Raw genomic sequence first — 24,724 nt, 5'->3', positions numbered from 1 at the left:
GTTCCTCAAACCGGCTCAGTCTTGGCAGTCGGCAACTCGATGCCGGGGAAAATCTTGATCACCGCCGAGTCGTCTTCACGACCGAAACCGGCGCTGGAAGCCTGCATGAACATCTGGTGGGCGGTGGCCGACAACGGCAGCGGGAATTTGCTGGCCCGTGCGGTATCCAGCACCAGGCCCAGGTCCTTGACGAAAATATCCACCGCGGACAACGGTGTGTAATCGGCCTTGAGAATGTGCGGCACACGGTTTTCGAACATCCAGGAATTGCCGGCGCTGTGGGTGATCACTTCGTACAGCGCATCGGCATCGACACCTTCTCGCAGACCCAGCGCCATGGCTTCGGCAGACGCAGCGATGTGCACCCCGGCGAGCAGTTGGTTGATGATCTTGACCTTCGAGCCCAGACCATGGGTATCGCCCAGGCGATAGACCTTGCCGGCCATGCCTGCAAGGACTGCTTCGGCCTTGGCATAAGCATCGGCCGGGCCAGACGTCATCATGGTCATTTCACCGGCAGCCGCCTTGGCCGCGCCACCGGAAATCGGCGCATCCAGATACAGCAAGCCCTGCGCGGTCAGGCGCTGGCCCAGGTCCACGGCATAGGTCGGCGCCACGGTGGCGCAACCGATCACCAGGCTGCCAGGGCGCAACGCCGCGACAGCACCACCTTCGCCAAACAACACGGTTTCGGTCTGCTCGGCGTTCACCACCACGGTAATGATCACGTCGCACTCAGCAGCCATGTGCGCGGGTGAAGCACACGCCACACCGCCCTCGCCGGCAAACTGTTCCGTCACCGCCGCACGCACATCACAGGCATGCACATTGAAGCCGCTGCGCAACAGTGAGCGGGCAATGCCCAGGCCCATCGCGCCCAGACCGACAACACCGACATTTTTGTTATTCATGGGGTACTCCTTAGTTACCGGCTTATGAGGAAAAACAGCGGCCTATTCCACGCCGGCAAGGCGCAGGCGGCGGGCCGCGTTATAGATATGGGCACGGGCGGCATGCCCGGCGGCGAGCGGATCGCGCAGCCGAATGGCCGCCACGATCGCTTGGTGTTCTTCATGCACCTGGCGGGAGAAATCCGCCCTGCCCGCCTCGTTGGTGCGGGTGATGCGGGTGGCGGCCTCCAGGTACTGACTGACGAATTCCAGGGTCTTGAGAAAGTAGGGATTGCCCGTGGCTTGAGCGATGGCGCGATGAAAAGCTACATCGGCGCGAACACCGTCCTGTCCTTCATCAACCTCTTCATCGATGCGTGCCAGCGCCTCGTCAATCTGCACCAGATCGGCCTCGCTGCGATTGAGCGCCGCCTCGCAGGCGATTTCCGCCTCGATGGCACGTCGCAGCGCCAACAGATGAAAGACACTGCCGGGCAGATTGGCTTCGGCGTAATCGATACGCAGCGGGCGGATATTGGCGTTGGCGGTAACGAAGATGCCGCGCCCTTGCTGAGGCTGCAGCACGCCTTCGTTCTTGAGACGGGAGATGGCTTCGCGGACCACGGTGCGACTGACACCGAAGGCTTCCGAGAGCATGGCTTCGCTGGGCAGTTTGCTGCCGGTGGCGAACACACCGCTGTCAATCTTGTCCAGCAGCTGCTGAGCGACGCTGTCACTCAGCACGTGAGTCGGGACCTTGTCGAACATCGTAGCCATCCTGTTTTTGTCTTGTTATCAGGTTGTCATACAGGTTGAGCAGATAATCCTCCAATGAACGGATTATGTGAAGTATTTTTTTAAAATAACATTTTTTAACATTCAAACTGGAGGAACGGGCAACCACTGCTCAGTGGGATCCAACTGACAGGAGCCTTTGTTATCGAGGAATGAGTCGGTGGGCGTTTTGAGTAATGCCCTGTGGCGAGAGGGCCTGCCCCCGTTGGGCTGCGAAGCAGCCCTGGAATCTTTGGTGTACCAAAGATTTTGTGAGCGCTACGCGCTCAAACGGGGGCAAGCCCCCTCGCCGCAGTTCATTCCCAATCGATCGTCATTGACCGAGGGCTGCGAATGCAGACAGTGGTGAGCCAACGTCGCTGGAAAAGCGGATGATCTGGCCACCCTTTCTCGAAGCTGAAGGCGAACGTTCATGACGTCGCCTCCGACTGATGCAGGTTGTTCGTGTGGCGCTCTAAAAGTGCGCCCTGAAGCGCTCTCTACAAGGTGTATGAAATTCCCATCTGCACGGTTCTCGGCGCGCCCGGATAGGCGTAAACGTTGCCAAAGGCGCCTTCATCATAGTGGCTGTCGAACACATTCTTCAGGTCGAGGTTAAGCCGCAGGTGCTCGTTGACTTTGTAAAAGCTGAGCAGGTCAAACACCTCGTAGCTATCCATGGAGAAGGCATTGGCCGCGGTCTGGCCGGCGCGCTCGTCGACATACTTGGCGCCCAGTCCCAGGCCCAGTCCTTTGAGGCCACCGTCCTGAAACTCGTAGACGTTCAACAGGCTGAAACTGTTGCGCGGAATGTTCACCAGGCGGGTGCCTGACTTCAGCACGTTGTCCTGGGTGACTTCGGCATCCACGTAGGCGTAGCCACCGATCATGCGCCACTGCGGGGTGAGGTTGCCGGCCACGTTCAGATCAAAGCCACGGCTACGAACTTCACCCGCCGCAACGCTGAAGGTCGAGTCCACCGGGTCTGTCGTCAGAACGTTGCGTTTTTCGATCTGATACACCGCGGCATCCACGCTTAACTGACGATCAAGGGCCTGCCACTTGACGCCCACCTCGTAGGATTTGCCTTCTTCAGGTTTGAAACCGCCGCCCGTTCGACTGGCACCGCTGTTGGGCTTGAAGGACCGCGCCGTGTCGGCATAGATCGCCACGGTCGGGGTCAGATCGTAGATCAGCCCCAGGCGCGGAGTGACGGCGTTGTCGCTGTTGGTCCAGCTCACACCGTTGACGAGGTTGTTGTCGTAATCATGTTCGAAGCGTTCGAAACGTACGCCAGCCAAGACTTTCAAGCGCTCGGTCAGCGTTACCTGATCTTGCACGAAAGCGGCATAGGTCTTGAGGTTTTCCTGATCATTGGTGGTGGTGCGGGTCAGCGCTGGACGCGGCTGGCCATAGACCGGATCAAAAATATCGATAGGGTAGGCACTCACCGCCCCACTGGAACGACGGATGATCGACTTGTAATCGTAATCCTCATACTCGATGCCCGTGAGCAACGTGTGGTCGAATCCGGCCGTGGATAAATGCCCGGTCAGGTTCAACTGCACATCCCGGTCACGCCATTCCAGTTTCCGGTAATTGAAGTTGCGTCCCAACGTTCGGCCGTCGGCAGCGACCCCGTTGCCTTCAATGGCATTGCCTTGCAGGCTGCCGTCGAGAAATTGCGTGCCGCCGCCCAAGGTCCAGTTGTCGTTCAGGAAATGTTCGAAACGCAGTTGCGCCATGTTGTTGTCGTTGTGCAGCTTGCCGATATCCTTCTCACCGAAAAAAGTATCCCGCGACGCGACGCCGATCTGATTGCGATAGCGAGTCACGCCCCGATCGAGCGGCGCGTTGTTGCGCATGAAATCGCCTTCGAAGGTGATACGGGTAGTGTCGTTGACCTGCCACCCGAGGACCGGTGCCACACCGTAACGCTCGTTTTCGACGTGATCACGGAAGGTGTCGCCACCCTCGCCTATCACGTTCAGCCGATAGGCCAGTCGCCCTTCATCGTCCAGCGGCCCTGAGGCATCCATCGTTGCGCGACGCATGCCCTGATCATTGAGCTGACTGCCCAGGGTGACGGTGCGCTCGGTCAGGGGTTGTTTGGACACCACGTTGAAGGTGCCGCCCGGGTCGCCACGGCCGTAGAGCGTGGTGGCTGGCCCGCGCAGGACCTCCAGACGCTCGATGGTATTGGCGTCGGGCATGTTCGGATAACCGCGGTTGATCGGGAAACCGTTGCGGTAGAACTCACCGGTGGTAAAGCCACGCACGGTGAAAGTGGTCAGGCCCTGGCCGCCGAAGTTATTCGCACGGCCCACGCCACCAGCGTAATCGAGAGCGTCTTGCAGGCGGGTGGCGCCGAGGTCTTCCACGACATCCCGGGTGACCACGCTGATCGATTGTGGGGTTTCATGAATCGGAGTGTCGGTGCGCGTCGCACTGGCCGAACGAGTCGCCCGATACCCTTGAACCGGGCCCTGGGCCTGCTCTTCGAATGTGCCGTTGATGTCGATCGCTTGTAACTCTATTGACGCAGGATCAGTCGGTGCCTGGTCAGCCCAGGTGGTCTGGGAAATGGCTTGGATCACACACAGAGAAACGAGAGTTCGACGCATCGACAGACGACCTTAAGAAGATGCCGGGCACTTCAGGAACCCGGCGAGAATTGATGACGAATAATATCAATTCCCATTCTCTGCTGATACGTTTTATCTCTGTGAAACAGGGGCAAGTTCAAAATCAATTGCGGCTCATGGCCGGGGCCTCAGTGACGCAATAGTCTACGCAGCGGAACCCCATCTTTGAGGACCGGCGATTTGATGACGATGTAACTGAAGTACTTGGAGATACCAATGTTCTTGTCCAGCAGGCCTTCAATCACTTCCTGATAATGCTGGATACTGCAGGTCATGAAACGCACCAGATAATCGTAACCGCCGCTGATCAAGTGGCACTCGAGTACCTCATCGACCAAACGGATATTGGACTCGAACTTGGCGAAGTCTTCCCGTTTGTGGTCGCTGAGCGTGATCTCGGTGAATACCGTGACCGAGTCGGTGATCTTGGCGAGGTTGAGATGGGCTCGATACCCGGAAATATACCCGGCCGACTCTAGCCGCTTGACCCGTTGCAAACAGGGGCTGGACGATAGACCCACCGCATCGGCCAGACTGACGTTAGTCATTCGGCCGTCTTTTTGAAGCTCAACCAGGATACTGATATCAATTCGGTCTAGTTTGATTAAACCTTCCATCGTGTACCTCTTGATTGCCGTTCAGATAGACAGAGGTTATAGCAAAATCAGCGGCGCAAAGATTGCTGATGCTGAGTGACCAGATCGGCCATGCTATTGATGCAAAAATCCGCAGGACATTGCTGGGTATCGTTCCTATGGCCACGACAAATCAGGCACAAACCAGCCGATTTTGGCGGCTCGGCAGGAGGCCTGGAGATCTGCAGGATATCTTTGGCTTGCAGGTTATTGTCCTGCAACCAGACGCTGTCCTCCAGTGGCTTGCTGACTCGGGAAAGCAAGTCTTCGGACGTAATTCCCAAACGCTCACAGAGCTGTTCGCGATCCTCGGCATCACGATCGCAGCACACCAGCAGCCGATAGAATTTGCGCAAATACAACATAGCGCCGGGCGCATCCTCGAACAGCGACCAGTTGCCCACCGATCGGGCGAAACTCATGCCCTCCTCCCAACTGGCCTTGAGCCCGAAGCGTTCTGCCAATTGACGATGGGCGAAGCACAATAAGCCACTGAAACCCAGCTCGGGAAAACGTGGATAGAGCGTGCGTACCGCCTCGTCAAATGCAGCCAATACCTCTTCCCTGCCCAGCACGCCCAGATGATTTTCGAGCAATGGTTGCAGGGCCGTCCAGATACCGGAATCCCGATCGACCAGAACTTCATCACAATCGATCAGCAGTGCACGATAATCAGTCAGGTACATGGTGTGTTGCCTCCCATGATGCATTTCATCAATCCATGCGTTCCAAATGCCCCGGTTGGCGCAGTGCTACGTTGCGCCAACCGAAGCCTGAGATTAATTCAACACGCGTAACAATGCCGCCTCAAGAATCGTCAGCGCTTCGTCGATCTGTTCCTCTTCGGTGACCAGAGGCGCAAGGAAGCGCAGCACATTACGGTACACGCCGCACTTGATCACCAACAGCCCGCCAACCCTGGCCTGATCGATAAGTTGTTGGGTGAGCTCGGCATCGGGGCTTCGGGCCTCATCGTCTTTGATCAGTTCGATCGCCAACATGAAGCCGGTGCCGCGTACGTCACCAATCCGAGGGTGACGTGCCTGCAGGCGCAGCAGGCCCTGGCGCAAGCGCTCGCCCAATACTTCACCGCGCGCGAGCAACTGCTCTTGTTCGTAGGTTTCGATCACTGCCAACGCTGCGGCGCAAGCCAGGGCATTACCACCGTAAGTACCGCCGAGACCGCCGGGTAATGGCGCGTCCATGATGTGCGCACGACCCACCACGCCCGAGATCGGCAAGCCACCGGCCAGGCTCTTGGCGACGGTGACCAGGTCCGGCTGGATGCCTGCGTGCTGGAAACCGAACCATTTGCCGGTGCGGCCGAAGCCGGTCTGAATTTCATCGAGAATGAGCACGATGCCATGTTGTTCGGTCAGAGCCCGCAGCGCCTGGAGAAACTCCGGCGGCGCGGAGAGGAAGCCTCCATCGCCCTGCACCGGTTCAATGATGATCGCTGCCACTCGGTCCACAGGGACTTGGGTCGCCAGCAATTCATTCAGGGCTTGCAGGGCCATCTCGCTGGTAAAACCGCGATAGGCGTTAGGGTACGGGGTATGAAAGACCTCAGGAGCGAAGGGCCCGAAGTTCTGCTTGTAGGGTTGGCTCATGCCGGTCAAGGTCGTGCCGAGCAACGTGCGTCCATGGAAACCGCCACGAAAGGAGATGACCGCTGGGCGATTGGTATGTGCGCGAGCGATCTTCACCGCGTTCTCCACAGCCTCCGCACCGGAGGTAAACAGCGCCGCTTTGTAGGCTTCACGACCACCGACCAACTCGCACAAACGCTGGACCAGGTCGAGATAAGGTTTGTAGGCCACTACCTGGAAGCAAGCATGGCTGACCTTTTGCAATTGGGCTTGTACCGCCGCGACCACCTTCGGGTGATTGTGACCGATGTTCAACACGCCGATGCCACCGACGAAGTCCAGGTAACGCGCCCCATCCACGTCCCATACCTCGGAACCCTGGGCCCGGTCGATGACCAGCGGGTGTGCCGTAACCAAACCCCGTGGCACGAATTGATCACGTTGACGGAGCAAACTCGGGGTTTCTTCGACTTTACTGTTCATTGGCATCTCTCATAGTGGGCCTGGCAGCCGGGAAGCGGCTGCGATGTGGTTCACAGGTTAAGCTTTCGACGCAATTGTCTAAGCCGAACTTGGCCTCTGAGAAATTCGGATCGACTGTTTTCACCCCCGTAAACAGCAGAATCCTTCAGCTGTAGCCAGCCCCATGGAATCTGCCGACATGCGCGCCATACAAGGCAACGTTATGCGTTTAAGCAGATTCTTTCGACATATCCTGCTCTGCCACTCGGGCATGCTGGATACTCATTATCTAATGCGAGAAGTTACCCATGGCCCTGCTCTATAAAGCTGACCCGGTGCGCGGCGAACAATGGAAGCGTCTATTCGCTGAGCACGCTCCGGATATCGAATGGCGTGCCTGGCCGGACATCGGCGATCCGAAGGATATTCGCTACCTGGCGGCCTGGCAGGCGCCGGACGATCTCGACACCTTGTTGCCAAACTTGCAGGTACTGTTCGCCTTGTCAGCCGGGGTCGATCAGCTTGACCTTGACCGCTTGCCCACGAGCCTGCCGGTGGTCCGGTTACTCGACCCAAGCATCACCCGGGGCATGTGCGAGTACGCCAGTTTTGCGGTGCTCAGCCTGCATCGGGATATGCTCCGTTATCGTCAGCAACAAATGGCTCGGTGCTGGCAGGCTCACTTGCTACAGCCGGCAACTAAACGTCGGGTAGGTGTTATGGGCCTCGGTACGCAGGCTCAACAGATTCTGGCCACCTTGCAGCCTTTTGGCTTTGCCTTGTCGGGCTGGGCACGCAGCGAGCATCACATTGCCGGGGTGGACTGCTTTGCGGGTGCCGAGCAACTTCCAGCCTTCCTCGGCCAGTGCGACATCGTGCTTTGTGTCCTGCCATTGACCGAGCAGACTAAAGGGATTCTCAACCGTCAGTTATTCCAGTACCTGCCCAAAGGCGCTGCCTTGATCAACATGGGCAGGGGTGGGCATCTGGTAGAAGAGGATCTGCTTGAAGCCCTGGCCAGCGGTCAGATCAGCGCGGCGGTGCTAGACGTGCTGGAACAGGAGCCGGCGGCGCCGGACCATCCCTTCTGGCACCATCCGCAGATATTGCTGACACCGCATATCGCTGCGATGACCCAACCGGAAAGTGCGTTTAGCGTGTTGCTGGAGAATATCCGCCGTCATCAACGTGGTGAGGCAATGCTTGGCCAGGTTGACCGCGAGCGAAGTTACTGACCAACGACTACCAACCCAACCGGCGCCAGATTTTTTTACTTCTGCGAGGCAAATCTGGCGTTATACAAAACAGACCTGTTGTTCATCCCGTTTGCTGTTTCTGCGCATCCCCCCCCCAAAAAAAACAAGCCGACATTTGCTGCTGATCTCCCCCCTCGCTTGAGTAGTAATTGCGGCCCGTCAAGCCGCAACTTATGCAATCTACCGAATTGACTGCACCCCATTGTCAGGTCTCGCCGTAACTGCGATACAGCCTCCGCTGCGGAGCCCGGCTGCTGGTCAAGTCCACTGCAAGGCGCTGATCGACAGGGCTCTCCCGAGTTTACTTCGCAGAGGTTTACCTGAGCCGTCGTAAGAGCGTTGCTTGCCGTGCAGGCAACGAACACTAATAAGAACTAATGGAGTAAGCGATGAACATCGCAAAACTAAGCTCTCTCTCCTTGACTGTCATTGCCGCCACCACGCAACTGGCAATAGCTGGTCAGCAACAAGAAGCCGATGGTTTCATTGAAGACAGCAGCCTCGGGTTGCTCAATCGTAATTTCTATATGAATCGCGACTTCCGTAATGGCGGCAGCAATAGCCAAGGTACCAACGGCTCCAAGCCGGCCAGCGAGCGCAATGGCTATCGGGAGGAATGGGCACAAGGGGCCATGCTCAACTTCGCCTCCGGTTTCACCCAGGGCACCATCGGTTTCGGCACCGATGCCTTCGCCTACGGTGGGGTCAAGCTGGACACCGGCCGCGGCCGGGCCGGCAACGGCCTGCTGCCGATCAGCAACAACCGCACCGCCGAAGCTGAAGTGCCGGATAGCTACGGCGAGATCGGCGGTGCAGTGAAGATGCGCATTTCCTCTACAGTGCTGAAGTACGGTGAACAACGCCCCACCGCTCCGGTATTCGCCACCGGCGACAACCGCTTGCTGCCGGAAACAGCTACCGGCTTCCAACTGTCGAGCAAAGAGCTCGACGCGTTTTCCTTTGAGGCTGGCCACTTCACAGCGTTCAACAATCGAGCCTCGACCAACTCCGATGACGGGTTGTTCACCACATACGGGGGGACCGAAGCTGACAGTGTCGACTTCATTGGCGGCACCTATAAAGTCAACAACCTCAGCCTGATGGCGTACACCAGTGAGGCCGTCAATGTCTGGCGTCAGCACTTCGGCAGTGCCTCTTATACGATTCCGCTAGCTGACCAGCAATCGCTGAATTTTGGTTTGACGGTCTATAAGACCGAGGATCAAGGCGATGCGCGTGCCGGCAAGCTGGACACCACGAGCTGGTCGGCGAAGGCGGCCTATTCGTTCGGTGCCCATAAGGTCACCCTGGCTTATCAGAAGATCGATGGCGACGAGTACTTCGACTACATAGGCGTGGACTCGATCTGGCTGGCCAACTCGATTCAGTACTCCGACTTCAACGCCCCCAACGAGCGCTCCATCCAGGCTCGTTATGACCTGAATATGGCTACGTTCGGCATACCGGGGCTGAGCTTCATGGCCCGCTATGTCAAAGGTGATCAAATCGATGGCACCAAGGCCGATCCGAACGGTGCCTATGCCAACAAGGTGGGTGACGACCAGAAGGAGTGGGAGCGTGACCTGGAAGCAAAATACGTGGTCCAGGAAGGGGCCACCAAGGACCTGTCCTTCCGTCTGCGCCAGGCTACACACCGCGCAACCTCGTTCGAGAGCGATATCGACGAGGTCCGCCTGATCATCGAGTATCCGCTGAGCATTCTGTAACGTTTGGCCCTGGCCGGTTTTACCTGTGGACCGGCCGGTTTAATTGAAGGTCTGCTCCTCGCTCCCTTAGCCTTGAGGCGCCCATCCGGGCGCCTTTTTTTTAAGCAATCTCCCCATCAGAAGTGCATTTGCTTTGGCCTGCATCCTGAAAGTCGATCCAGTATTTGCTGCCGATCCTGCTTCTCATTTGAGCAGTAAATGTGGCCTACAGAGCTGTCGCTTTAAGAATCTACCGAATCAATAGGGACCTCTTGTCAGGCTTCGCCGCAGGTGAGATACCAATACTTTCCGCGGAGAAATCCGACCGATTACGCTCCCTGTCACTGGAGACCTGTCATGTCCATTTCGCAACGACCTGCTTATACCTATCGCCCCATGACCTCGGCCGATGTGGAGGCGGCCCACGCCTTGTCCGTACAGTTGAAGTGGCCTCACCGCCTGGAAGAATGGGCCATGTTGCAGCGCATCGCGCAAGGTTTTGTCGTGGAAGACGAAGGCCGCCTGATCGGTACTGCGTTCACCTGTGCGCAGGGACATTACGCCACTATCGGCCTGGTGATCGTCAGCGATGAGTACCAGGGCCAGGGTATAGGTCGCAAGCTGATGGAACTGGCACTTGAGGCTTGCGGATCGCGCACCGCCATACTCAATGCGACGCTGGCCGGTGCCCCGCTTTATGCCAGCCAGGGGTTCGTTGACTTTGGGCATATTCAACAACATCAGGGGCATGCGCTGTCCCCAGTACCAAATGATTTGCCAGCCGGTGAGCGCTGCCGCCCGCTGACCGAAGCCGATCGGAGCGTCCAGATTGAACTGGCCAACGCCGGCAGCGGCCTGGACCGAGACGCCGTGCTCAAGGATCTGTTCGATATTGTCGAACACTCGGTCGGTATCGAGCGTGATGGTCAACTGCGCGCTTTCGCCCTGCTGCGCCCATTCGGCCGTGGTCGCTGTATCGGCCCGGTCATCGCAGAAAATCCAGAGCAGGCCAAGCACTTGATCGCGGTGTTGTTGGCCCAAGTGCCGGACGCCTTCGTACGCATGGATATACCGTCCGACAGCGGTCTGGCCCCTTGGCTGGAAGAGGCCGGGCTGAAGCACGTCGACACCGTCGCACAAATGGCTCGCGGTACCCCACCGCAGGCGATCGGCGCAGTGCACCAGTTTGCCCTGGTGACTCAGGCCATCGGCTGACAAACCCCACCGTTACATCCAACGCTACACGCTGCATTTTCCTGGAGAAACACCTTCATGCTAGAGCCCACTGCAGTGCTGTTGGCACACGCCGACGGCAGTCCTGTTCTAACAAAATTTACTCCCGGTTCGTTGGGCGCTAACGATCCTTTCGACAGGCAGATCGCTCATGTCGGGCCGGATGACATCGCCGCAGGCGTAGTCCTGGCAAGCGGACAATTCAGCGTCGATGACTATCCCTACAGCGAAATGATCGTGGTGCACGCAGGGCAAGTCACGCTGCAGAGCCAGGATCGCTCGCTCCAACTGAATCCCGGTGACAGCGCGGTGATCGCCCGTGGCACATCGCTACAGATCGAGGCGCAACCCGACTCTTTCTGGGCATTCTGCGCCGATACACAGCCCGTTGATGCCTGCAATCCCGGACTAACACCTCTCCCCCCCTTAACCCTGCTCTCTCCCTCGGCAGCACCGGATGCAGAAATTCTGCTAAGCCCGGCACCGCAATGTCGCTCGCACAATGTGTTTGTCGAAGAAGCGACCAACCTGCGCATCGGCGTCTGGGACTCGACACCCTATACCCGCAGGGCGAGACCGCACATGCTGCATGAACTGATGCACCTGCTCGAAGGCAGCGTCACCCTCCAGATTGCGGATGGGACCCATCTGACGGTCAACACTGGCGATACGGTGTTCGTGCCTCGAGGTGCCCCCTGTGCCTGGAATAGCAGCGTGTATGTGCGCAAGTTTTACGTCGTCAAATAATTCGATCCGCATTAACGCCGGCGGATGAATTTTCCTCCGCCGGCCCCACACAAAACCGATCAATCCTTGCGGAGTACAGACAATGGGATTAGGCGGCTTCAGTACCGGAAAACTCCTGATCATCCTGTTGATCGTGGTGATGCTGTTCGGAACCAGGCGCCTGAAAGGCCTGGGGGCGGATATCGGGGACACGATCAGAGGGTTCCGCAAATCCCTGGGCGATGAAAATCCAGTCACTGAGGAGCACAGGGACCCGCCCATTGACGCTCAGTCACGCACGTTCGATGACCCGGTAAAAAAATACTAAACCCTAGTGCCCAAGCTCCAGTCAACAATTCAAACAGAGGTGAGAAACGGGAATGGAAATGCAGCTGATGTCCGACAAGTCCGTCGCTGGGGAAGCATTCTGGGAGCGCGTGTGCGCAGCTTATCCAGAGCAGCGCCCCCTGTTGAACCTGAACAACGCGGCCGTGAGTCCGCCGCCATTGGTAGTAGAGCAGGCTGTGATCGATGCCTATCGGCTGATCAGCCAGAACCCGGACGTCAATATGTGGAGCAAGCTCGATGCAGAGCTTCCTGCGATCAAACAACAGTTGGCTGACATGGCTGATTGCGATCCCGATGAGATTGCCCTGAACCGCAACTCATCCGAAGGCTTGTCGACAGCCATCTTCGGCATTCCATTAAAGGCCGGTGACCAGGTACTGGTCTCACTGTGGGACTATCCGAGCGTAATTTCCGGATGGTTGCAGCGTCAGGAGCGCGAAGGTATCGAAGTGGTGACCGTCGACTTTGACCTGATGGACGATGAGAATGTCATCGTGCAAGCTTATGCGCAGGCAATTACCCAGCGTACCCGGGTGATCCAGCTGACCCACATGCTGCACTGGACCGGGCGGGTCCTACCGGTAAAACGCATCTGTGCGCTAGCCCGGGCGCAAGCGATTATCACGGTGGTGGACGGTGCCCAGACGTTTGCGCAGATGCCGCTCAGCTTCCGCGAACTGGATTGCGACTACTTCGTCACCAGCCTCCACAAATGGCTCGGTGCACCGGTCGGCAATGGCATGCTCATTGTCAGGCGCGAGCGAATCGACAGCACCTGGCCGTTGCTGGGGCCTTTCGATCCTCCGCCGCTCCAGATCGACAAGTTCGACCACTGGAATCTCGGCACCTACAACTCGGCGATACAAGCGGGCATTGCTCCGGCTATCCGTTTCCATGCGCAAATCGGCACGCGAGCCATTCACGCGCGTCTACAGGAGCTGACCCGCTACTGGGTTGACCTCGCCAAAGACATTCCCGGTTTCAGGCTCCACACGCCACTTGATACCGTTGAGCTGGGCGCAGTAAGCCTGTTCTCTATCGATCAATGCGATGCTCGATGGGTTGAGCAGGAACTTCGAAACACCCACAAGGTGCATGTCAAGTTCCGCCAGATCAGGCACATAAGCGGACTTCGGGTGTCGCCGAGCATCTACACGCAGAAGAGCGATCTGTGCCGCTTCGTCGAGGCACTACGGCAAGTGGTTGCAAGCAGCTAGCCCGCCCACCCCATCAACGACATTGCCTTGCGCTCAATGCTTTCATCTCCTTCCAACTCCGCCAGGACCTTGTCGAGACGTTGCATGAAGAGAAAGCCAAAGCATTGAGCCAGGTATAACCCAGCTACCCGCCTCATCGGAGTACCTGGGTACCTGGGTACATCAACTAACCAGTTGAGATCATTCCGGGCAAGACGCCCTCGCGCAACTTCCTCCACATTCCTTTGATTCCTCTTCGCTGATCCTTCGCAACACCGGAAAGAGCCGTTCGCAACGGTTTCACCTGCGCAGACGCCCAGCAGGCCACAATGAGCAGAGACTATCAGAGGGGGTTTTACGCGCGACAAAAAAAAGCCCGCAGTGAGACGGGCTAAAAGGGTGAGACACAAGAATGGATAAAGCTTCCTGCTGAGCAGTTGTTGCCTCGGCTCAAAGCAATGCGGCGATCGCCATACCGACATCCTGGGTCGAGCCCTGTCCTCCCAGATCGGGAGTGATCGGTCCTTGGGCGATGACCTGCTCGATCGCCTGCAGAATTCCGTCGTGGGCTGCGCGATAACGCTCATCGCCATTGCCCAGGAAGTCCAGCATCAGCGCACCGGACCAGATCATCGCAACCGGGTTGGCGATGTTCTGCCCATAGATATCCGGGGCCGAGCCGTGGACCGGTTCGAACAGCGACGGAAAACGGCGCTCTGGATCGAGGTTGGCCGAAGGCGCGATGCCGATGGTACCGGCGCAGGCCGGCCCCAGGTCGGACAGAATGTCGCCGAACAAATTCGACGCCACCACCACATCGAAACGATCCGGCTGCAGCACAAACCGCGCGCACAGAATGTCGATGTGTTGCTTGTCCCAAGTGACGTCCGGGTACTTTGCAGCCATCAATGCCGTGCGCTCGTCCCAGTACGGCATGCTGATGGAAATCCCGTTGGATTTGGTTGCCGCCGTCAGGCGCTTGCGCGGCCGGGTCTGGGCCAGGTCGAAAGCGAACTTGAGAATCCGGTCCACGCCGCGCCGGGTGAACACCGACTCTTGCAGCACGAACTCATGCTCGGTGCCTTCGAACATCTTGCCGCCAACCGAGGAATACTCGCCTTCGGTGTTCTCGCGGATCACCACGAAATCGATGTCCCCCGCTTCGCGTCCGGCCAGCGGACACGGCACGCCGGGAAACAGCCGCACAGGACGGATGTTCACGTATTGGTCGAAGTCACGGCGAAACTTCAGCAGCGAACCCCAAAGGGAAATGTGATCCGGCACTTTATCCGGCCAGCCTACTGCGCCAAAGTAAATCGCGTCGAAGCCCTTGAGTTGTTCGAACCAGTCATCGGGCATCATCTGCCCGTGTTCCAGGTAGTAATCGCAGTGAGCCCAGTCGAGCACCTCGATGCTCAATTCCAGTTGCCACTTCTTCGCGGCCTGCTCCAGTACCCGCAGCCCTTCAGGCAAGACTTCCTTGCCGATACCATCGCCGGCAATCGCGGCGATTCTAAATGTTTTACTCATCAATCGTGGCTCCTCAATGTCCTGTTCAAACGGTGTCCGGATCACAACCCACCGATGTGGAAGGCTTTGACTTCAAGGTATTCATCCAGGCCGTACTTGCTGCCTTCACGACCCAGACCCGATTGTTTGATACCGCCGAAGGGGGCGACCTCCATGGAAATGAGCCCGGTATTGAGACCGATCATGCCGAACTCCAGCGCCTCGCCGAACCGCCATGAACGGCGCAAGTCCTGGGTGAAGAAATAGGCGCCCAAGCCATAAGGTGTGGCATTGGCCAAGGTCAGTGCCTCTTCCTCCGTGGTAAAGCGCATCAGCGGTGCAACCGGGCCGAAGGTTTCTTCGTTGGCCAGCAACATCCCGGCATGGGCGTCACCGAGCACCGTCGGCTGGACGAACTGGCTGTCGCCGTCGGGGATGCCGCCACAGAGCAAACGCGCGCCCAGGCTCAAGGCATCGTCGATGTGCCGGGCGACCTTGCTCACCGCTGCCGCATTGATCAGCGGGCCGATGCTGACGTCGGCGTCCAGGCCGTTGCCGACCTTGAGCTTGCCCACCTCTTCTACCAGGCGCCGGGCGAAGCGTTCGTAAATACCGTCCTGCACCAGAATCCGATTGGCACAGACACAGGTTTGTCCGGCGTTGCGAAACTTGCTGAGCATGATGCCGGCCACTGCCTGCTCAAGGTCAGCGTCGTCGAACACAATGAACGGTGCGTTGCCACCCAACTCCAGGCTCAAGCGCTTGATGTGTTCGGCGCTCTGACGCATCAGCAGCCGACCGACAGCGGTGGATCCGGTGAAGGAGATTTTGCGTACCGTCGGGTTGCCGGTCAGTTCTTCGCCGATGCCGGCGGGCATGCCGGTCACTACGTTGAACACGCCGGACGGAATGCCGACCCGTTCGGCGAGTACGGCCAGCGCCAGGGCCGACAGCGGCGTCAGGTCCGAGGGTTTGACAATGATCGTACACCCGGCGGCCAGAGCCGGCGCGCACTTGCGGGTGATCATCGCATTGGGGAAGTTCCACGGCGTGATGGCGGCGCAGACCCCGACCGGCTGCTTGAGCGTGAGCAAGCGGCGATCGCCGCTGGGTGCCGGTATGGTTTCGCCGTAGACCCGTCGGGCTTCTTCGGCGAACCATTTGACGAAGCCGGCACCGTAGCGAATTTCGCCCTTGGCTTCATTCAGCGGTTTGCCCTGTTCGCAGGTCATGATCAGTGCCAGGTCGTCGAGGTTATCGATCATGGCCTGATACCAGCGCTCAAGCAGCGCTGCCCGTTCCGCCGCCGGGCGTGCGCGCCAAGCCGGCCAGGCGCTTTCGGCGGCTTCGATGGCACGTCGGGTTTCGCTGCCTTGCATCGCGGGTACACGAGCGAGCAACTGGCCGCTGGCCGGGTCGATGACGTCAAGGGTGGCGGCGTTGTCGGCGCTGATCCACTGACCGTCGATGTAAGCGAGTTCTACCAGCAGGCTGGGGTCTTTCAGGCGATTCTTGAGCATGGTCGAGTCCTGTTCCGAGACAGCCTTCAGTCTATTGGGTCGTCACAGACGAGGATGCTGAAAGCGCCGCCCCTGCAGCCTTGAATGCTGAAAATCAGCATTCGACAGCAGGCTCTACCGTTGGTTTGTGATGATCGAACACGACGAGCTCGGTCAGACGATAAAATGCTTGACCATGCTATTCAACTCGCTGGCCAGGCCTGCGAGTTCCCGGCTAGAAGCCTGGCTCTGATTGGCTCCGGCCGAAGCCTGTTGGGAAACATCACGGATATTGAGCAAGTTGCGGTCCACCTCACGGGCAACCTGGGATTGCTCTTCGGTGGCACTTGCAATACACAGATTGCGTTCATTGATCTGCGCGATGTCGTCGACGATGGCATTCAGTACTGCACCTGCCGCACGGGCGACCTCCAGGGCTTCCCGGGTTTTAACGTTACTGCTTTGCATGGCTCGCAAGGTGCCGTGACTGCTTTTTTGCACCGAACCGATGATCGTCTCGATCTGTTTGGTCGATTCCTGGGTTCGTTGCGCCAAGGCCCGGACCTCGTCGGCCACCACGGCGAAGCCCCGACCGCTTTCGCCCGCGCGAGCCGCCTCGATCGCCGCATTCAAGGCCAGCAGGTTCGTTTGCTCGGCAACGCCGCGAATCACATCCAACACCGAGCCAATGTCACCTATCTGGCCTGCCAGGGCCTGCAAGGCCCCCGCGGTATCCTCGATATCCTCGGTCAACGATTCGATGGCACCGACGGTACGGCAGACGCTCTCCTGCCCCTGACGCGAGCGCTGGTCTGCTGCCTGGGAAACCTCTGAGGCCCAGGCGGCGTTGCGCGCCACGTCTTCGATCGCGCCAGTCATTTGGGTCACGGCACTGGCCGCCTGATCGAGTTCGGTGCTCTGGCGTCGCACGCCACGGGTGGCGTCATCGGTCACGGCACTCAACTGAGCGGAGGTCGTGGCCAGTCGCTCGGAAGAACTCAATACCTGCCTGACGGTACTGCGCAGGTTCATCCGCATGCGCTCAAGCGCCTGCAGCAGGCGCGCCGCCTCATCCTTGCCAACGACATCCAGTGATTGGGTCAGGTCACCTTTGGCGATACGCTCGGCTGCCGCCATGGCAGTCGCCAACTGTTCAAGCAGGCGCAGCACGATCAAGGTGGCCAAAGTCCCGCCAGCTAACAGCAGCGCCAGTAAACCTGCAGACATCAGGATAAGTCTCTCCCGATCACGGTCGCGGCGTTTCATCAGCGCTTCATCGAGCGCCGTCAGCGCTGAGTGGCCAAGGGCATACAAGGCATCAACCGGCTTGTTGTAAGCAGTCAGGTAGTCGCCGACCGGGTAATTGAGCTTAAGCGCGTACAAGGCATCGGTAGGCTCGTTATTTCCTGCGGGGCTTGCGCCGGGCGCAAAATCCATGTCCATTTCGACGGCCGACACCAATCTCGCATTGCTGAGTTCAAGCGCCTGCCGGATTTGCGGACCTAGTGCCGTTAGCGGCGCTTCCAGCAGAGCCTTGAGTTCCGGCTCGACGGCACTCGCCTTGGTCAAGGCACGTGCCGCCTTGTCAACGCTGCTCAGCGCCTGGGTGGCCAAGCCACGCAGCGCACCTTGTTGCTCAGGCAGGATCCGACCCTGCGCCAGATACAGGCCGCCGGCACCACGCAACTGACCCAACAACTCGGTGGCTTGCGGTAACTCGATCAAGGCGCCCGCCATCAGAGAGTACGTCCCTAACACTGGATCAAGGGACAGTTTGAAGTGATCGAGCATTGCGTCCTCGATCAGCAGATAGGCTGCGATCAACTGGCTATGCCGGGTCAGACTCTGCGAACCTTTGATTGTGGTCTGGCCCACTTCGCCGGCCAGCTCGCGCCATTGTTGCTGCGCCCGCCCCCAGGCAGCCAGGATGTCGGGGCTGACCTTGGCCTCCTGTAACACGCGCTCGGTTGCCTCGAAGGCTTGATCCACCTCGGCCTGCTTGTTCAAACGAACCTCGTGGAAAGTCCGGTTACCGCCCAGCACGACGGATGACAAATCGCGATGTTGCTGCGTCAAGTGGATCAGCTGGAGCAATGCCTGCACCGGCCGGATGCCGCGAAGCTCCTGGTTTGTCTGGGAGCTATTCTGATAGGCGCCGAGCACGTAGAGGCTGGTTGGAATGGCAATCAGGGTTACGGCTAGCAAGCCGAGCAAGACGAATTTGCCAGAGAATGACAGGCGCTCAAGCACTTTCATGGGGGAACTCCAGAAGGGTTGCGAGTGGCTAGCGGTTTTCTGAATAGGCGCAGCCAGGCCTGGGAAGTCTTTCTCAGCACTTCCCACACTGTCAGCTACATTGAAGGGGTGAACTCAAGCTCGGGCGTCATGCCATAACCGAGACACAAGCGTGGTGTGCAAGTGTTCGGCATAGGCAAACAGAACTCTAAACCCGCATCGAGCCCAACAACCCTTGCAGGAAGTGCTCCCCGGCGTCCATCTGGCTGATCTCGATGAACTCGTCAGGCTTGTGCGCCTGTTCTATCGAGCCTGGGCCACAGACCACCACCGGCACATCCAGCCGTTGTTTGAACAACCCGCCCTCGGTGCCGAAGGAGACCTTGGCGGTGCCGGTATCCGGTGCAGCGAAGTTCTTCAGAAAACGCACCGCCTCGACACTCGGGTGGGTATCGAGACCGGGATAGACGTTCAGCGTTTCAATTTCGATATCCGCCACACTGGACAACTTTTTAGCTTCGCGCACGATCACTTCAGCCCGCTCGCGCATCTGCTCCAGAAACTGATCCAGATCGTCCGCCGGCAAGTTACGCACTTCGAAATCCAGGGTGCACAGGTTCGGCACGATGTTCAGCGCCTTGCCGCCGACAATCTGCCCGACATGCACGGTACTGAAGGGCACGTCGTAATCCACATCCTGGGCGCCCTGCTCTTGCAGTTGCTGCTGGCTCTGACGCAGTGCAGCGATGAAATCGCAAGCCACGTGAATCGCATTGACCGAGCGCGGCGCCAGCGATGAATGAGCCTCCAGACCGCGACAGTAAGTACGGTAAGAACCCTTACCCTTGTGCCCGAGCACGAACTGCATGTTGGTCGGCTCACCGATCACGCACAAAAACGGCCGCACCGGCGCCAGGTGCAACACATCCAGTAAACGCCGCACACCGACGCAACCGATCTCTTCATCATGGGACAGTGCCAGTTGCAATGGCCGGTTCAATGAATGGTCGGCGGCATCGAGCATGGCGTCGATCGCCAGCGCGATAAAGCCCTTCATATCGCAACTGCCACGCCCGTAAATCCGCCCGTCTTGCACCGTCGCCTGAAACGCCGGGAAGGTCCAGGCCTGTCCCGCTGCGGGAACCACGTCGGTGTGCCCGGACAGCAAAATCCCCGGCACTTCCCTTGGACCGGTACTGGCGAACAGGTTGGCTTTTTTACCGGTGCAATCCTTGACGATCAACGACTCGATGCCCTTGCTCAGCAGCAGATCGCGCACGTACTCGATCAAGGCCATGTTCGACTCCGACGACACGGTGTCGAAGGCCATCAGCCGTTTGAGAATATCCAGTACGCGGGCTTTCATGAGGCCTTGCTCCGTTGCTCGGCTGAAGAAGCGAACCGGTTGATGGAGAACGGTAGAATCGAAGTGCTGGTGCTGCCGGTGCTGATCAGTTCGGCCATCACGTCGCCCACGCCCGGACCGAGCTGGAAGCCATGGCCGGAGAAACCGAAGGCATAGAACAAACCATCAACCGTACCGCTTGGCCCCATCACGGGCAGGGAATCGGGCAGGTAGCCCTCGATGCCGCTCCACACGCGGATGATGTTCAGGTTACCGACACCCGGCAGCAGCCGACGCATCTGATCCATTTGATTGAGAATGCTGCGCGGCTCGACATAGGCCCGGCGGTTGAGCATGTCCGGTTCGCTGCGATAGCCGCCACCAATGATGATGTTGCCGCGGGGTATCTGGCGGAAATAGATCACTTCCTCGGGGATTTTGGTGTACACGCCGATCACCGTCGGCAAGGCGTACGGCACCGGTTCGGTCACGGCCATTTGCGGGCCATGGGTTTCCAATGGCACGGGTTCGCCAAACTGCGCAGAAAGCTTTTGCCCCCAGGCGCCGGCAGTAATCAGCAGGCGCTCGGCGCTGAACTGACGGCCGTCGGTGGTGCTGATGCTGAACTCGCCGCCGACCTTCTGCACCTCGGCCACTTCAGTACGCTCTTCAATCCGCGCGCCAAGGCGTCGTGCTGCCCGGGCAAACGCCGGGGCCGCCAGACGCGGGTTCGCATGGCCATCGTGGGGCGCATAAGAACCGCCCTTCACATCAGGGCCGAGGAACGGAAAACGCTTGTGCAACTCGTCGCCACGAAAGATTTTCAAGTCCAGCTGCTCCGCCTCAGGGGCGTCGGCATAGGCTTGCAGCTCGGCGATCTCGTCTTCGCGGTAACACACCCGCATATGGCCGCTGGCGATGAATTCGAGGTCATCGTCGATCAGCTCCGGCAGTCGCTTCCACAGCGCCCAGGAGCGGTTGGCCAATTCCAGCTGCCCGAGGTAACGCCCCTGGCGCCGCACGTTGCCGAAATTCACGCCGCTGGCGTACTGACCGATCTGGTCGCGTTCCAGCAGAATCACCGACTGCCCGCGCTGGCGCAGGAAAAACGCCGCCGCCGAGCCCATCAGGCCGCCGCCGACAATCACGACATCGGCTTTGTGTAGCGTCATGACGACACCTCCTCGGTGAGCATCGAAAGGGGTTTGACCGGTGCCTGACCGCGCTGACGACCGACCTGTTCCACGCAAACGCCGGCGGCCGCGGCAATCACTTCAGCCCCGGCCTGGGAGCAATAACGCCCCTGGCAGCGGCCCATGCCGACCCGGCTGAACGCCTTGGCCCGGTTGACTTCACAAGCGCCTTTTTCCCGGACCACGGCACGCAATTCGCCCGCGCTGATCATTTCGCAGCGGCAGACGATGGCCGTGTCCGGCAACGCTTTGGCTTGCGCCGCCGGCCAGGGAAACGCTTGGGCCAGGCCGAGACGAAACTGATCCATTACCGCCAGCGCGTGCCGTTGTTCGTCGCGCAACCCGATGTTCAACGGTTGCTGAAGATCCTCCAGCAGCGCCATGGCCACTAGTCTTCCGGCGTGCTCGGCGGCATCGGCACCGCGAATTTTCGAACCGTCGCCGGCGGCATATACACCGCTGACCGAGGTCCGACCGTCTTCATCGACGGCCAGCCACCATTGGCTGGAAGCCTCGTCAAAGCGCATACGGCAACCGGCCAGGTCGGCCAGTTGGGTTTCCGGGCGCAAGTGATAACCCAGCGCCACGGCATCGCAATCCACCGTCAAAGTCTCACCGCTCGCCGTGCGCACGCGTACGCCACTGACACCGTTGGCCGCATCACCCAGCACTTGAAGCGGCGAAATGCCCAGGTGCACCGGAATTTTCGCTCGATAGAGCTGCGCCAGCAGTTTCATCCCGGTGAACAGCAATCCGGGGCGTGCCAACAGCTTGGGCAATGCGCCAATTCGCTTGCTCAATGGCGAGGTGTCGAGCACCGCCGCGACCTTGGCCCCGGCTTTCACATATTGACTGGCGACCAAATACAGCAACGGCCCGCTGCCCATGAACACCACGCGGTGGCCGATGGACACGGCCTGGGACTTGAGCGCGATCTGCGCCCCGCCGAGGCTGTAAGTGCCCGCCAATTGCCAGCCTTCGATCGGCATCAAACGGTCGGTGGCGCCGGTGCACAGGATCAGCGCGTCGTAATCCACTGTCGAATGCTTGCCCTGGCTGACACAGCACAATTGCCCCGGCGTCAGGTTCCATACCAGCGTGTCCGGGCGATAGTCGATCTGCCGGCGCAAGCGGTCGAAGCTCTGGTGCAGGTCGTTGGCCTTGGCGGCTTCGGTGCCATACAGGGTGGCGTAATCACGGGTAAAACCTTCGGGCTGGCGACGGTAGATCTGCCCGCCATCCCGGCGATTCTCGTCAATCAGGATGGGCTTGAAACCAGCGGCGACCAGGGTTTCGGCACAACGTATGCCGGCCGGCCCGGCACCGACAATGACTATCCGCGCAGTGGCCATATCGCCTCCGGTTGTGTGGTGACAATATCCAGCCCTTCACGGACCTCATTGGAACAGGCGCGCAGACGCTCGCCGCTGCGGGTCCAGACCCAACAGTCCTGACACGCGCCCATCAGACAGAAGCCGGCGCGCCGGCCCGAATCGAATTCCGATTGGCGCAACGCCGAGCCCTGAGTCAGCAACGCGACCATCAGCGTATCGCCCTGCAGCGCCTCGATAGGCTTGCCGTCTACCTGCAGTTTGATGGTGGGCCGGCCCTGTTCGGCCAGCCTTACGAAACGCCCGTTCATGCATAGGCTCCTGCGTTCATGCTGTTGGAATCCTTCTGGGTTTTCAGCAACTCGGCACTGTCGTGATGACAAAGGACTTCACTGCCGCCAACAATCAACCGACGGTCCGGCGGGACGCAATTGCACAGGCCGTCAACCCGCACCGGGCAACGATTGAGGAAAGTGCACAGCCCAGGCACATTGGCTTTTGCCCCAATGGGCGGCAGCGTGCCGCAGGTCGTTGTTCCACAGCCTTCCAGCCAGCCCTGGCGCAACTCCGGCACCGAATGGATCAACAGGTCGGTGTAGGGATGGAACGGCGCCTCAGCGTACGACTGGCGAGTGCCGGCCTGAATCTTGTGGCCGCTGTACATCACCACAATGTCGTCGCACAGCGCTCGCACGGTGGAGATGTCATGGCTGATGAACAGATAGGACACGCCCAGTTGCTGACGCAGGTCGCGCAACAGTTCGAGAATCGCCGCACCGACCACGGTATCCAGCGCCGAGGTCACTTCATCGCACAGAATCAGATCCGGTTTGGCGGCCAGGGCCCGGGCCAGATTGACCCGTTGCTTTTGCCCGCCGGAGAGTTCGTTCGGGCGGCGTTCAGCCATGGTTCGCGGCAAGCGCACCAGATCCAGTAGCTCGCCGATACGTTCACGCAGCGCGGCCCCCTTAAGGCCGAAGTACATCTTCAGCGGGCGACTCAGAATGGTGCTGACACTGTGCATCGGGTTGAGTGCGGTGTCGGCATTCTGGAAGACCATTTGAATGCGTCGGAACTGCTCGTCGGTGCGCGACGACAGGCTGCCACCCAAGGGTTGGCCATCGAAGGTCAGGCCGCCGAGAGCGGGCTCCAACAATCCGGCCACCACCCGTGCCAGGGTTGACTTGCCAGAGCCCGACTCACCGATCACGCCGATGGCCTGGCCTCTGCGAACCGTCAGGTCGATGTCTTCCAGCACGCGAATGGCCGGCATGCCTTGCGCGTTCTTGTTGCCATAACCGGCGGTCAGGCCCTGGATAGTCAGTAAAGGCGTGTCTTCAGCGATACCGCAGGGTGGACGGATCGTGGTGTCCGGCCGTGCTGCCGCCAGCAAGCTGCGGGTGTATTCGTGGGCCGGGGCTTTGAGCAATGGCGCCGTGGCACTCTGTTCGAAAATTTCGCCACCATTGAGCACCACGATCTGATCAGCCATCTGCGCGACCACAGCGAGGTCGTGGGATACATAGACTGCCGTCGCGCCACGTTCGCGCACCACCCGTTTGAAGGCACGCAGCACGTCGATCTGGGTCGTCACATCGAGTGCCGTGGTCGGTTCGTCGAGCACCACCAGCAGTGGATCGCTGATCAGTGCCATGGCCGCCATCACCCGTTGCAGTTGCCCGCCGGAGACCTGATGCGGGTAGCGCTGGCCAATGCGATCGGGGTCTGGCAGGGCCAGGTCGCGGAACAACTCGATGGCCTTGGCCTCAAGCACAGCCCGGCTGCCCAGACCATGAATCAACGCGCCCTCCACCACTTGGTCGATGAGTTTTTTCGCCGGGTTGAACGCTGCCGCAGCGCTTTGCGCGATGTACGACACCCGATTGCCGCGCAGGCCTTGCAGCTCGCTTTCGCTCAACGCCAGCATGTCGTGTTCGCCGATTTGCACCACGCCACCTGCCAGCCGACAACCACGCCGGGCATAACCGAGCAATGCCAGGGCGATGGTGGTCTTGCCGGAACCAGACTCACCGATCAATGCCAGCACTTCACCCTTTTGCAGGGAGAAGCTGACGCCCTTGACGATCTCCACCTCGCCGAGTTCGCCACAGGCGACTACTCGCAGGTCCTGGACTCGAATCAATTCGCTCAT

The 24,724-nt window shown here is 59.3% G+C and carries 20 protein-coding genes and 1 pseudogene; 6 read left to right on the top strand and 15 right to left on the bottom strand.

What is annotated here, in order from left to right; all coding sequences use genetic code 11:
- Nucleotides 1-5: 5 nt before the first annotated feature.
- From ltnD to gabT, 6 genes are all read right to left on the bottom strand, one after another.
- The gene (gene ltnD / locus ACZ9IM_RS17620) at nucleotides 6-911 is read right to left on the bottom strand and encodes an L-threonate dehydrogenase (RefSeq protein WP_007906163.1); all 906 of its coding nucleotides are present in this window, start codon (nucleotides 909-911) and stop codon (nucleotides 6-8) included.
- 42 nt (nucleotides 912-953) lie between these two features.
- Nucleotides 954-1,658 (bottom strand): FadR/GntR family transcriptional regulator, encoded by a 705-nt coding sequence (locus ACZ9IM_RS17615; RefSeq protein WP_008074812.1) that lies wholly within the window; start codon nucleotides 1,656-1,658, stop codon nucleotides 954-956.
- 506 nt (nucleotides 1,659-2,164) lie between these two features.
- Nucleotides 2,165-4,288, bottom strand: coding sequence for a TonB-dependent siderophore receptor (locus ACZ9IM_RS17610; RefSeq protein ID WP_476224570.1), 2,124 nt, complete (start codon nucleotides 4,286-4,288; stop codon nucleotides 2,165-2,167).
- Nucleotides 4,289-4,437: 149 nt separating this feature from the next.
- A complete protein-coding gene (locus ACZ9IM_RS17605; protein ID WP_008146530.1) occupies nucleotides 4,438-4,926 on the bottom strand; it encodes an Lrp/AsnC family transcriptional regulator in 489 nt (162 codons plus the stop codon).
- A 47-nt stretch (nucleotides 4,927-4,973) separates the two neighbouring features.
- Entirely contained in the window at nucleotides 4,974-5,630 is a 657-nt protein-coding gene (locus tag ACZ9IM_RS17600; protein WP_427625313.1) for an HAD family hydrolase, read from the bottom strand.
- A gap of 93 nt (nucleotides 5,631-5,723) precedes the next feature.
- The gene (gene gabT / locus ACZ9IM_RS17595) at nucleotides 5,724-7,016 is read right to left on the bottom strand and encodes a 4-aminobutyrate--2-oxoglutarate transaminase (RefSeq protein WP_476224569.1); all 1,293 of its coding nucleotides are present in this window, start codon (nucleotides 7,014-7,016) and stop codon (nucleotides 5,724-5,726) included.
- 287 nt (nucleotides 7,017-7,303) lie between these two features.
- Here gabT and ACZ9IM_RS17590 point away from each other — a divergent pair, with 287 nt between their 5' ends.
- The 6 genes from ACZ9IM_RS17590 to ACZ9IM_RS17565 all read left to right on the top strand — a co-directional run bounded on the left by ACZ9IM_RS17590 (nucleotide 7,304) and on the right by ACZ9IM_RS17565 (nucleotide 13,481).
- Entirely contained in the window at nucleotides 7,304-8,230 is a 927-nt protein-coding gene (locus ACZ9IM_RS17590) for a 2-hydroxyacid dehydrogenase (protein WP_427625311.1), read from the top strand.
- A gap of 410 nt (nucleotides 8,231-8,640) precedes the next feature.
- Nucleotides 8,641-9,978 (top strand): OprD family porin, encoded by a 1,338-nt coding sequence (locus ACZ9IM_RS17585; RefSeq protein WP_476224568.1) that lies wholly within the window; start codon nucleotides 8,641-8,643, stop codon nucleotides 9,976-9,978.
- Nucleotides 9,979-10,314: 336 nt separating this feature from the next.
- Nucleotides 10,315-11,172: a GNAT family N-acetyltransferase gene (locus tag ACZ9IM_RS17580; RefSeq protein WP_476224567.1), complete on the top strand. Its 858-nt coding sequence runs from the start codon at nucleotides 10,315-10,317 to the stop codon at nucleotides 11,170-11,172.
- Between the two features lie 57 nt (nucleotides 11,173-11,229).
- Complete coding sequence (locus ACZ9IM_RS17575; RefSeq protein ID WP_427625307.1) at nucleotides 11,230-11,937, top strand: cupin domain-containing protein; 708 nt, start codon at nucleotides 11,230-11,232, stop codon at nucleotides 11,935-11,937.
- Nucleotides 11,938-12,019: 82 nt separating this feature from the next.
- Nucleotides 12,020-12,244 carry a twin-arginine translocase TatA/TatE family subunit gene (locus ACZ9IM_RS17570; RefSeq protein ID WP_476224566.1) on the top strand — a complete coding sequence of 75 codons (225 nt, stop codon included), beginning with the start codon at nucleotides 12,020-12,022 and terminating at the stop codon, nucleotides 12,242-12,244.
- A gap of 67 nt (nucleotides 12,245-12,311) precedes the next feature.
- The gene (locus tag ACZ9IM_RS17565) at nucleotides 12,312-13,481 is read left to right on the top strand and encodes an aminotransferase class V-fold PLP-dependent enzyme (RefSeq protein WP_476224565.1); all 1,170 of its coding nucleotides are present in this window, start codon (nucleotides 12,312-12,314) and stop codon (nucleotides 13,479-13,481) included.
- A 429-nt stretch (nucleotides 13,482-13,910) separates the two neighbouring features.
- On the opposite strand, the gene ACZ9IM_RS17560 is transcribed toward ACZ9IM_RS17565, so the two are convergent.
- From ACZ9IM_RS17560 to ACZ9IM_RS17520, 9 genes and pseudogenes are all read right to left on the bottom strand, one after another.
- A complete protein-coding gene (locus tag ACZ9IM_RS17560) occupies nucleotides 13,911-14,990 on the bottom strand; it encodes a tartrate dehydrogenase (protein WP_476224564.1) in 1,080 nt (359 codons plus the stop codon).
- Nucleotides 14,991-15,031: 41 nt separating this feature from the next.
- Nucleotides 15,032-16,489, bottom strand: a complete 1,458-nt coding sequence (locus ACZ9IM_RS17555; RefSeq protein WP_476224563.1) for an NAD-dependent succinate-semialdehyde dehydrogenase — start codon at nucleotides 16,487-16,489, stop codon at nucleotides 15,032-15,034.
- Nucleotides 16,490-16,642: 153 nt separating this feature from the next.
- Nucleotides 16,643-17,500 carry a methyl-accepting chemotaxis protein gene (locus tag ACZ9IM_RS17550; protein WP_476224647.1) on the bottom strand — a complete coding sequence of 286 codons (858 nt, stop codon included), beginning with the start codon at nucleotides 17,498-17,500 and terminating at the stop codon, nucleotides 16,643-16,645.
- Nucleotides 17,501-18,724: pseudogene (locus ACZ9IM_RS17545) on the bottom strand (nitrate- and nitrite sensing domain-containing protein); the annotation flags it as partial.
- 187 nt (nucleotides 18,725-18,911) lie between these two features.
- On the bottom strand, nucleotides 18,912-20,069 hold the full coding sequence (gene argE / locus ACZ9IM_RS17540) for an acetylornithine deacetylase (RefSeq protein ID WP_427625300.1): 1,158 nt from the start codon (nucleotides 20,067-20,069) through the stop codon (nucleotides 18,912-18,914).
- Nucleotides 20,066-21,220: an NAD(P)/FAD-dependent oxidoreductase gene (locus tag ACZ9IM_RS17535; RefSeq protein ID WP_476224562.1), complete on the bottom strand. Its 1,155-nt coding sequence runs from the start codon at nucleotides 21,218-21,220 to the stop codon at nucleotides 20,066-20,068. Before ACZ9IM_RS17535 ends, argE begins: the two co-directional genes overlap by 4 nt.
- Nucleotides 21,217-22,593 carry an FAD/NAD(P)-dependent oxidoreductase gene (locus ACZ9IM_RS17530; RefSeq protein WP_476224561.1) on the bottom strand — a complete coding sequence of 459 codons (1,377 nt, stop codon included), beginning with the start codon at nucleotides 22,591-22,593 and terminating at the stop codon, nucleotides 21,217-21,219. Before ACZ9IM_RS17530 ends, ACZ9IM_RS17535 begins: the two co-directional genes overlap by 4 nt.
- Entirely contained in the window at nucleotides 22,575-22,883 is a 309-nt protein-coding gene (locus ACZ9IM_RS17525; protein WP_007904408.1) for a (2Fe-2S)-binding protein, read from the bottom strand. Before ACZ9IM_RS17525 ends, ACZ9IM_RS17530 begins: the two co-directional genes overlap by 19 nt.
- A complete protein-coding gene (locus tag ACZ9IM_RS17520) occupies nucleotides 22,880-24,724 on the bottom strand; it encodes an ABC transporter ATP-binding protein (protein ID WP_427625295.1) in 1,845 nt (614 codons plus the stop codon). Before ACZ9IM_RS17520 ends, ACZ9IM_RS17525 begins: the two co-directional genes overlap by 4 nt.

Source organism: Pseudomonas sp. TE12508, assembly GCF_056279485.1.
This window is presented reverse-complemented; position numbering and strand designations above follow the sequence as displayed.

Excerpts from the sequence above, each read along its gene's own strand:
- ltnD (WP_007906163.1), bottom strand. The coding sequence starts at position 911 with ATGAATAACAAAAATGTCGGTGTTGTCGGTCTGGGCGCGATGGGCCTG.
- ACZ9IM_RS17615 (WP_008074812.1), bottom strand. The coding sequence starts at position 1,658 with ATGTTCGACAAGGTCCCGACTCACGTGCTGAGTGACAGCGTCGCTCAG.
- ACZ9IM_RS17610 (WP_476224570.1), bottom strand. The coding sequence starts at position 4,288 with ATGCGTCGAACTCTCGTTTCTCTGTGTGTGATCCAAGCCATTTCCCAG.
- ACZ9IM_RS17605 (WP_008146530.1), bottom strand. The coding sequence starts at position 4,926 with ATGGAAGGTTTAATCAAACTAGACCGAATTGATATCAGTATCCTGGTT.
- ACZ9IM_RS17600 (WP_427625313.1), bottom strand. The coding sequence starts at position 5,630 with ATGTACCTGACTGATTATCGTGCACTGCTGATCGATTGTGATGAAGTT.
- gabT (WP_476224569.1), bottom strand. The coding sequence starts at position 7,016 with ATGAACAGTAAAGTCGAAGAAACCCCGAGTTTGCTCCGTCAACGTGAT.
- ACZ9IM_RS17590 (WP_427625311.1), top strand. The coding sequence starts at position 7,304 with ATGGCCCTGCTCTATAAAGCTGACCCGGTGCGCGGCGAACAATGGAAG.
- ACZ9IM_RS17585 (WP_476224568.1), top strand. The coding sequence starts at position 8,641 with ATGAACATCGCAAAACTAAGCTCTCTCTCCTTGACTGTCATTGCCGCC.
- ACZ9IM_RS17580 (WP_476224567.1), top strand. The coding sequence starts at position 10,315 with ATGTCCATTTCGCAACGACCTGCTTATACCTATCGCCCCATGACCTCG.
- ACZ9IM_RS17575 (WP_427625307.1), top strand. The coding sequence starts at position 11,230 with ATGCTAGAGCCCACTGCAGTGCTGTTGGCACACGCCGACGGCAGTCCT.
- ACZ9IM_RS17570 (WP_476224566.1), top strand. The coding sequence starts at position 12,020 with ATGGGATTAGGCGGCTTCAGTACCGGAAAACTCCTGATCATCCTGTTG.
- ACZ9IM_RS17565 (WP_476224565.1), top strand. The coding sequence starts at position 12,312 with ATGTCCGACAAGTCCGTCGCTGGGGAAGCATTCTGGGAGCGCGTGTGC.
- ACZ9IM_RS17560 (WP_476224564.1), bottom strand. The coding sequence starts at position 14,990 with ATGAGTAAAACATTTAGAATCGCCGCGATTGCCGGCGATGGTATCGGC.
- ACZ9IM_RS17555 (WP_476224563.1), bottom strand. The coding sequence starts at position 16,489 with ATGCTCAAGAATCGCCTGAAAGACCCCAGCCTGCTGGTAGAACTCGCT.
- ACZ9IM_RS17550 (WP_476224647.1), bottom strand. The coding sequence starts at position 17,500 with ATGAACCTGCGCAGTACCGTCAGGCAGGTATTGAGTTCTTCCGAGCGA.
- argE (WP_427625300.1), bottom strand. The coding sequence starts at position 20,069 with ATGAAAGCCCGCGTACTGGATATTCTCAAACGGCTGATGGCCTTCGAC.
- ACZ9IM_RS17535 (WP_476224562.1), bottom strand. The coding sequence starts at position 21,220 with ATGACGCTACACAAAGCCGATGTCGTGATTGTCGGCGGCGGCCTGATG.
- ACZ9IM_RS17530 (WP_476224561.1), bottom strand. The coding sequence starts at position 22,593 with ATGGCCACTGCGCGGATAGTCATTGTCGGTGCCGGGCCGGCCGGCATA.
- ACZ9IM_RS17525 (WP_007904408.1), bottom strand. The coding sequence starts at position 22,883 with ATGAACGGGCGTTTCGTAAGGCTGGCCGAACAGGGCCGGCCCACCATC.
- ACZ9IM_RS17520 (WP_427625295.1), bottom strand. The coding sequence starts at position 24,724 with ATGAGCGAATTGATTCGAGTCCAGGACCTGCGAGTAGTCGCCTGTGGC.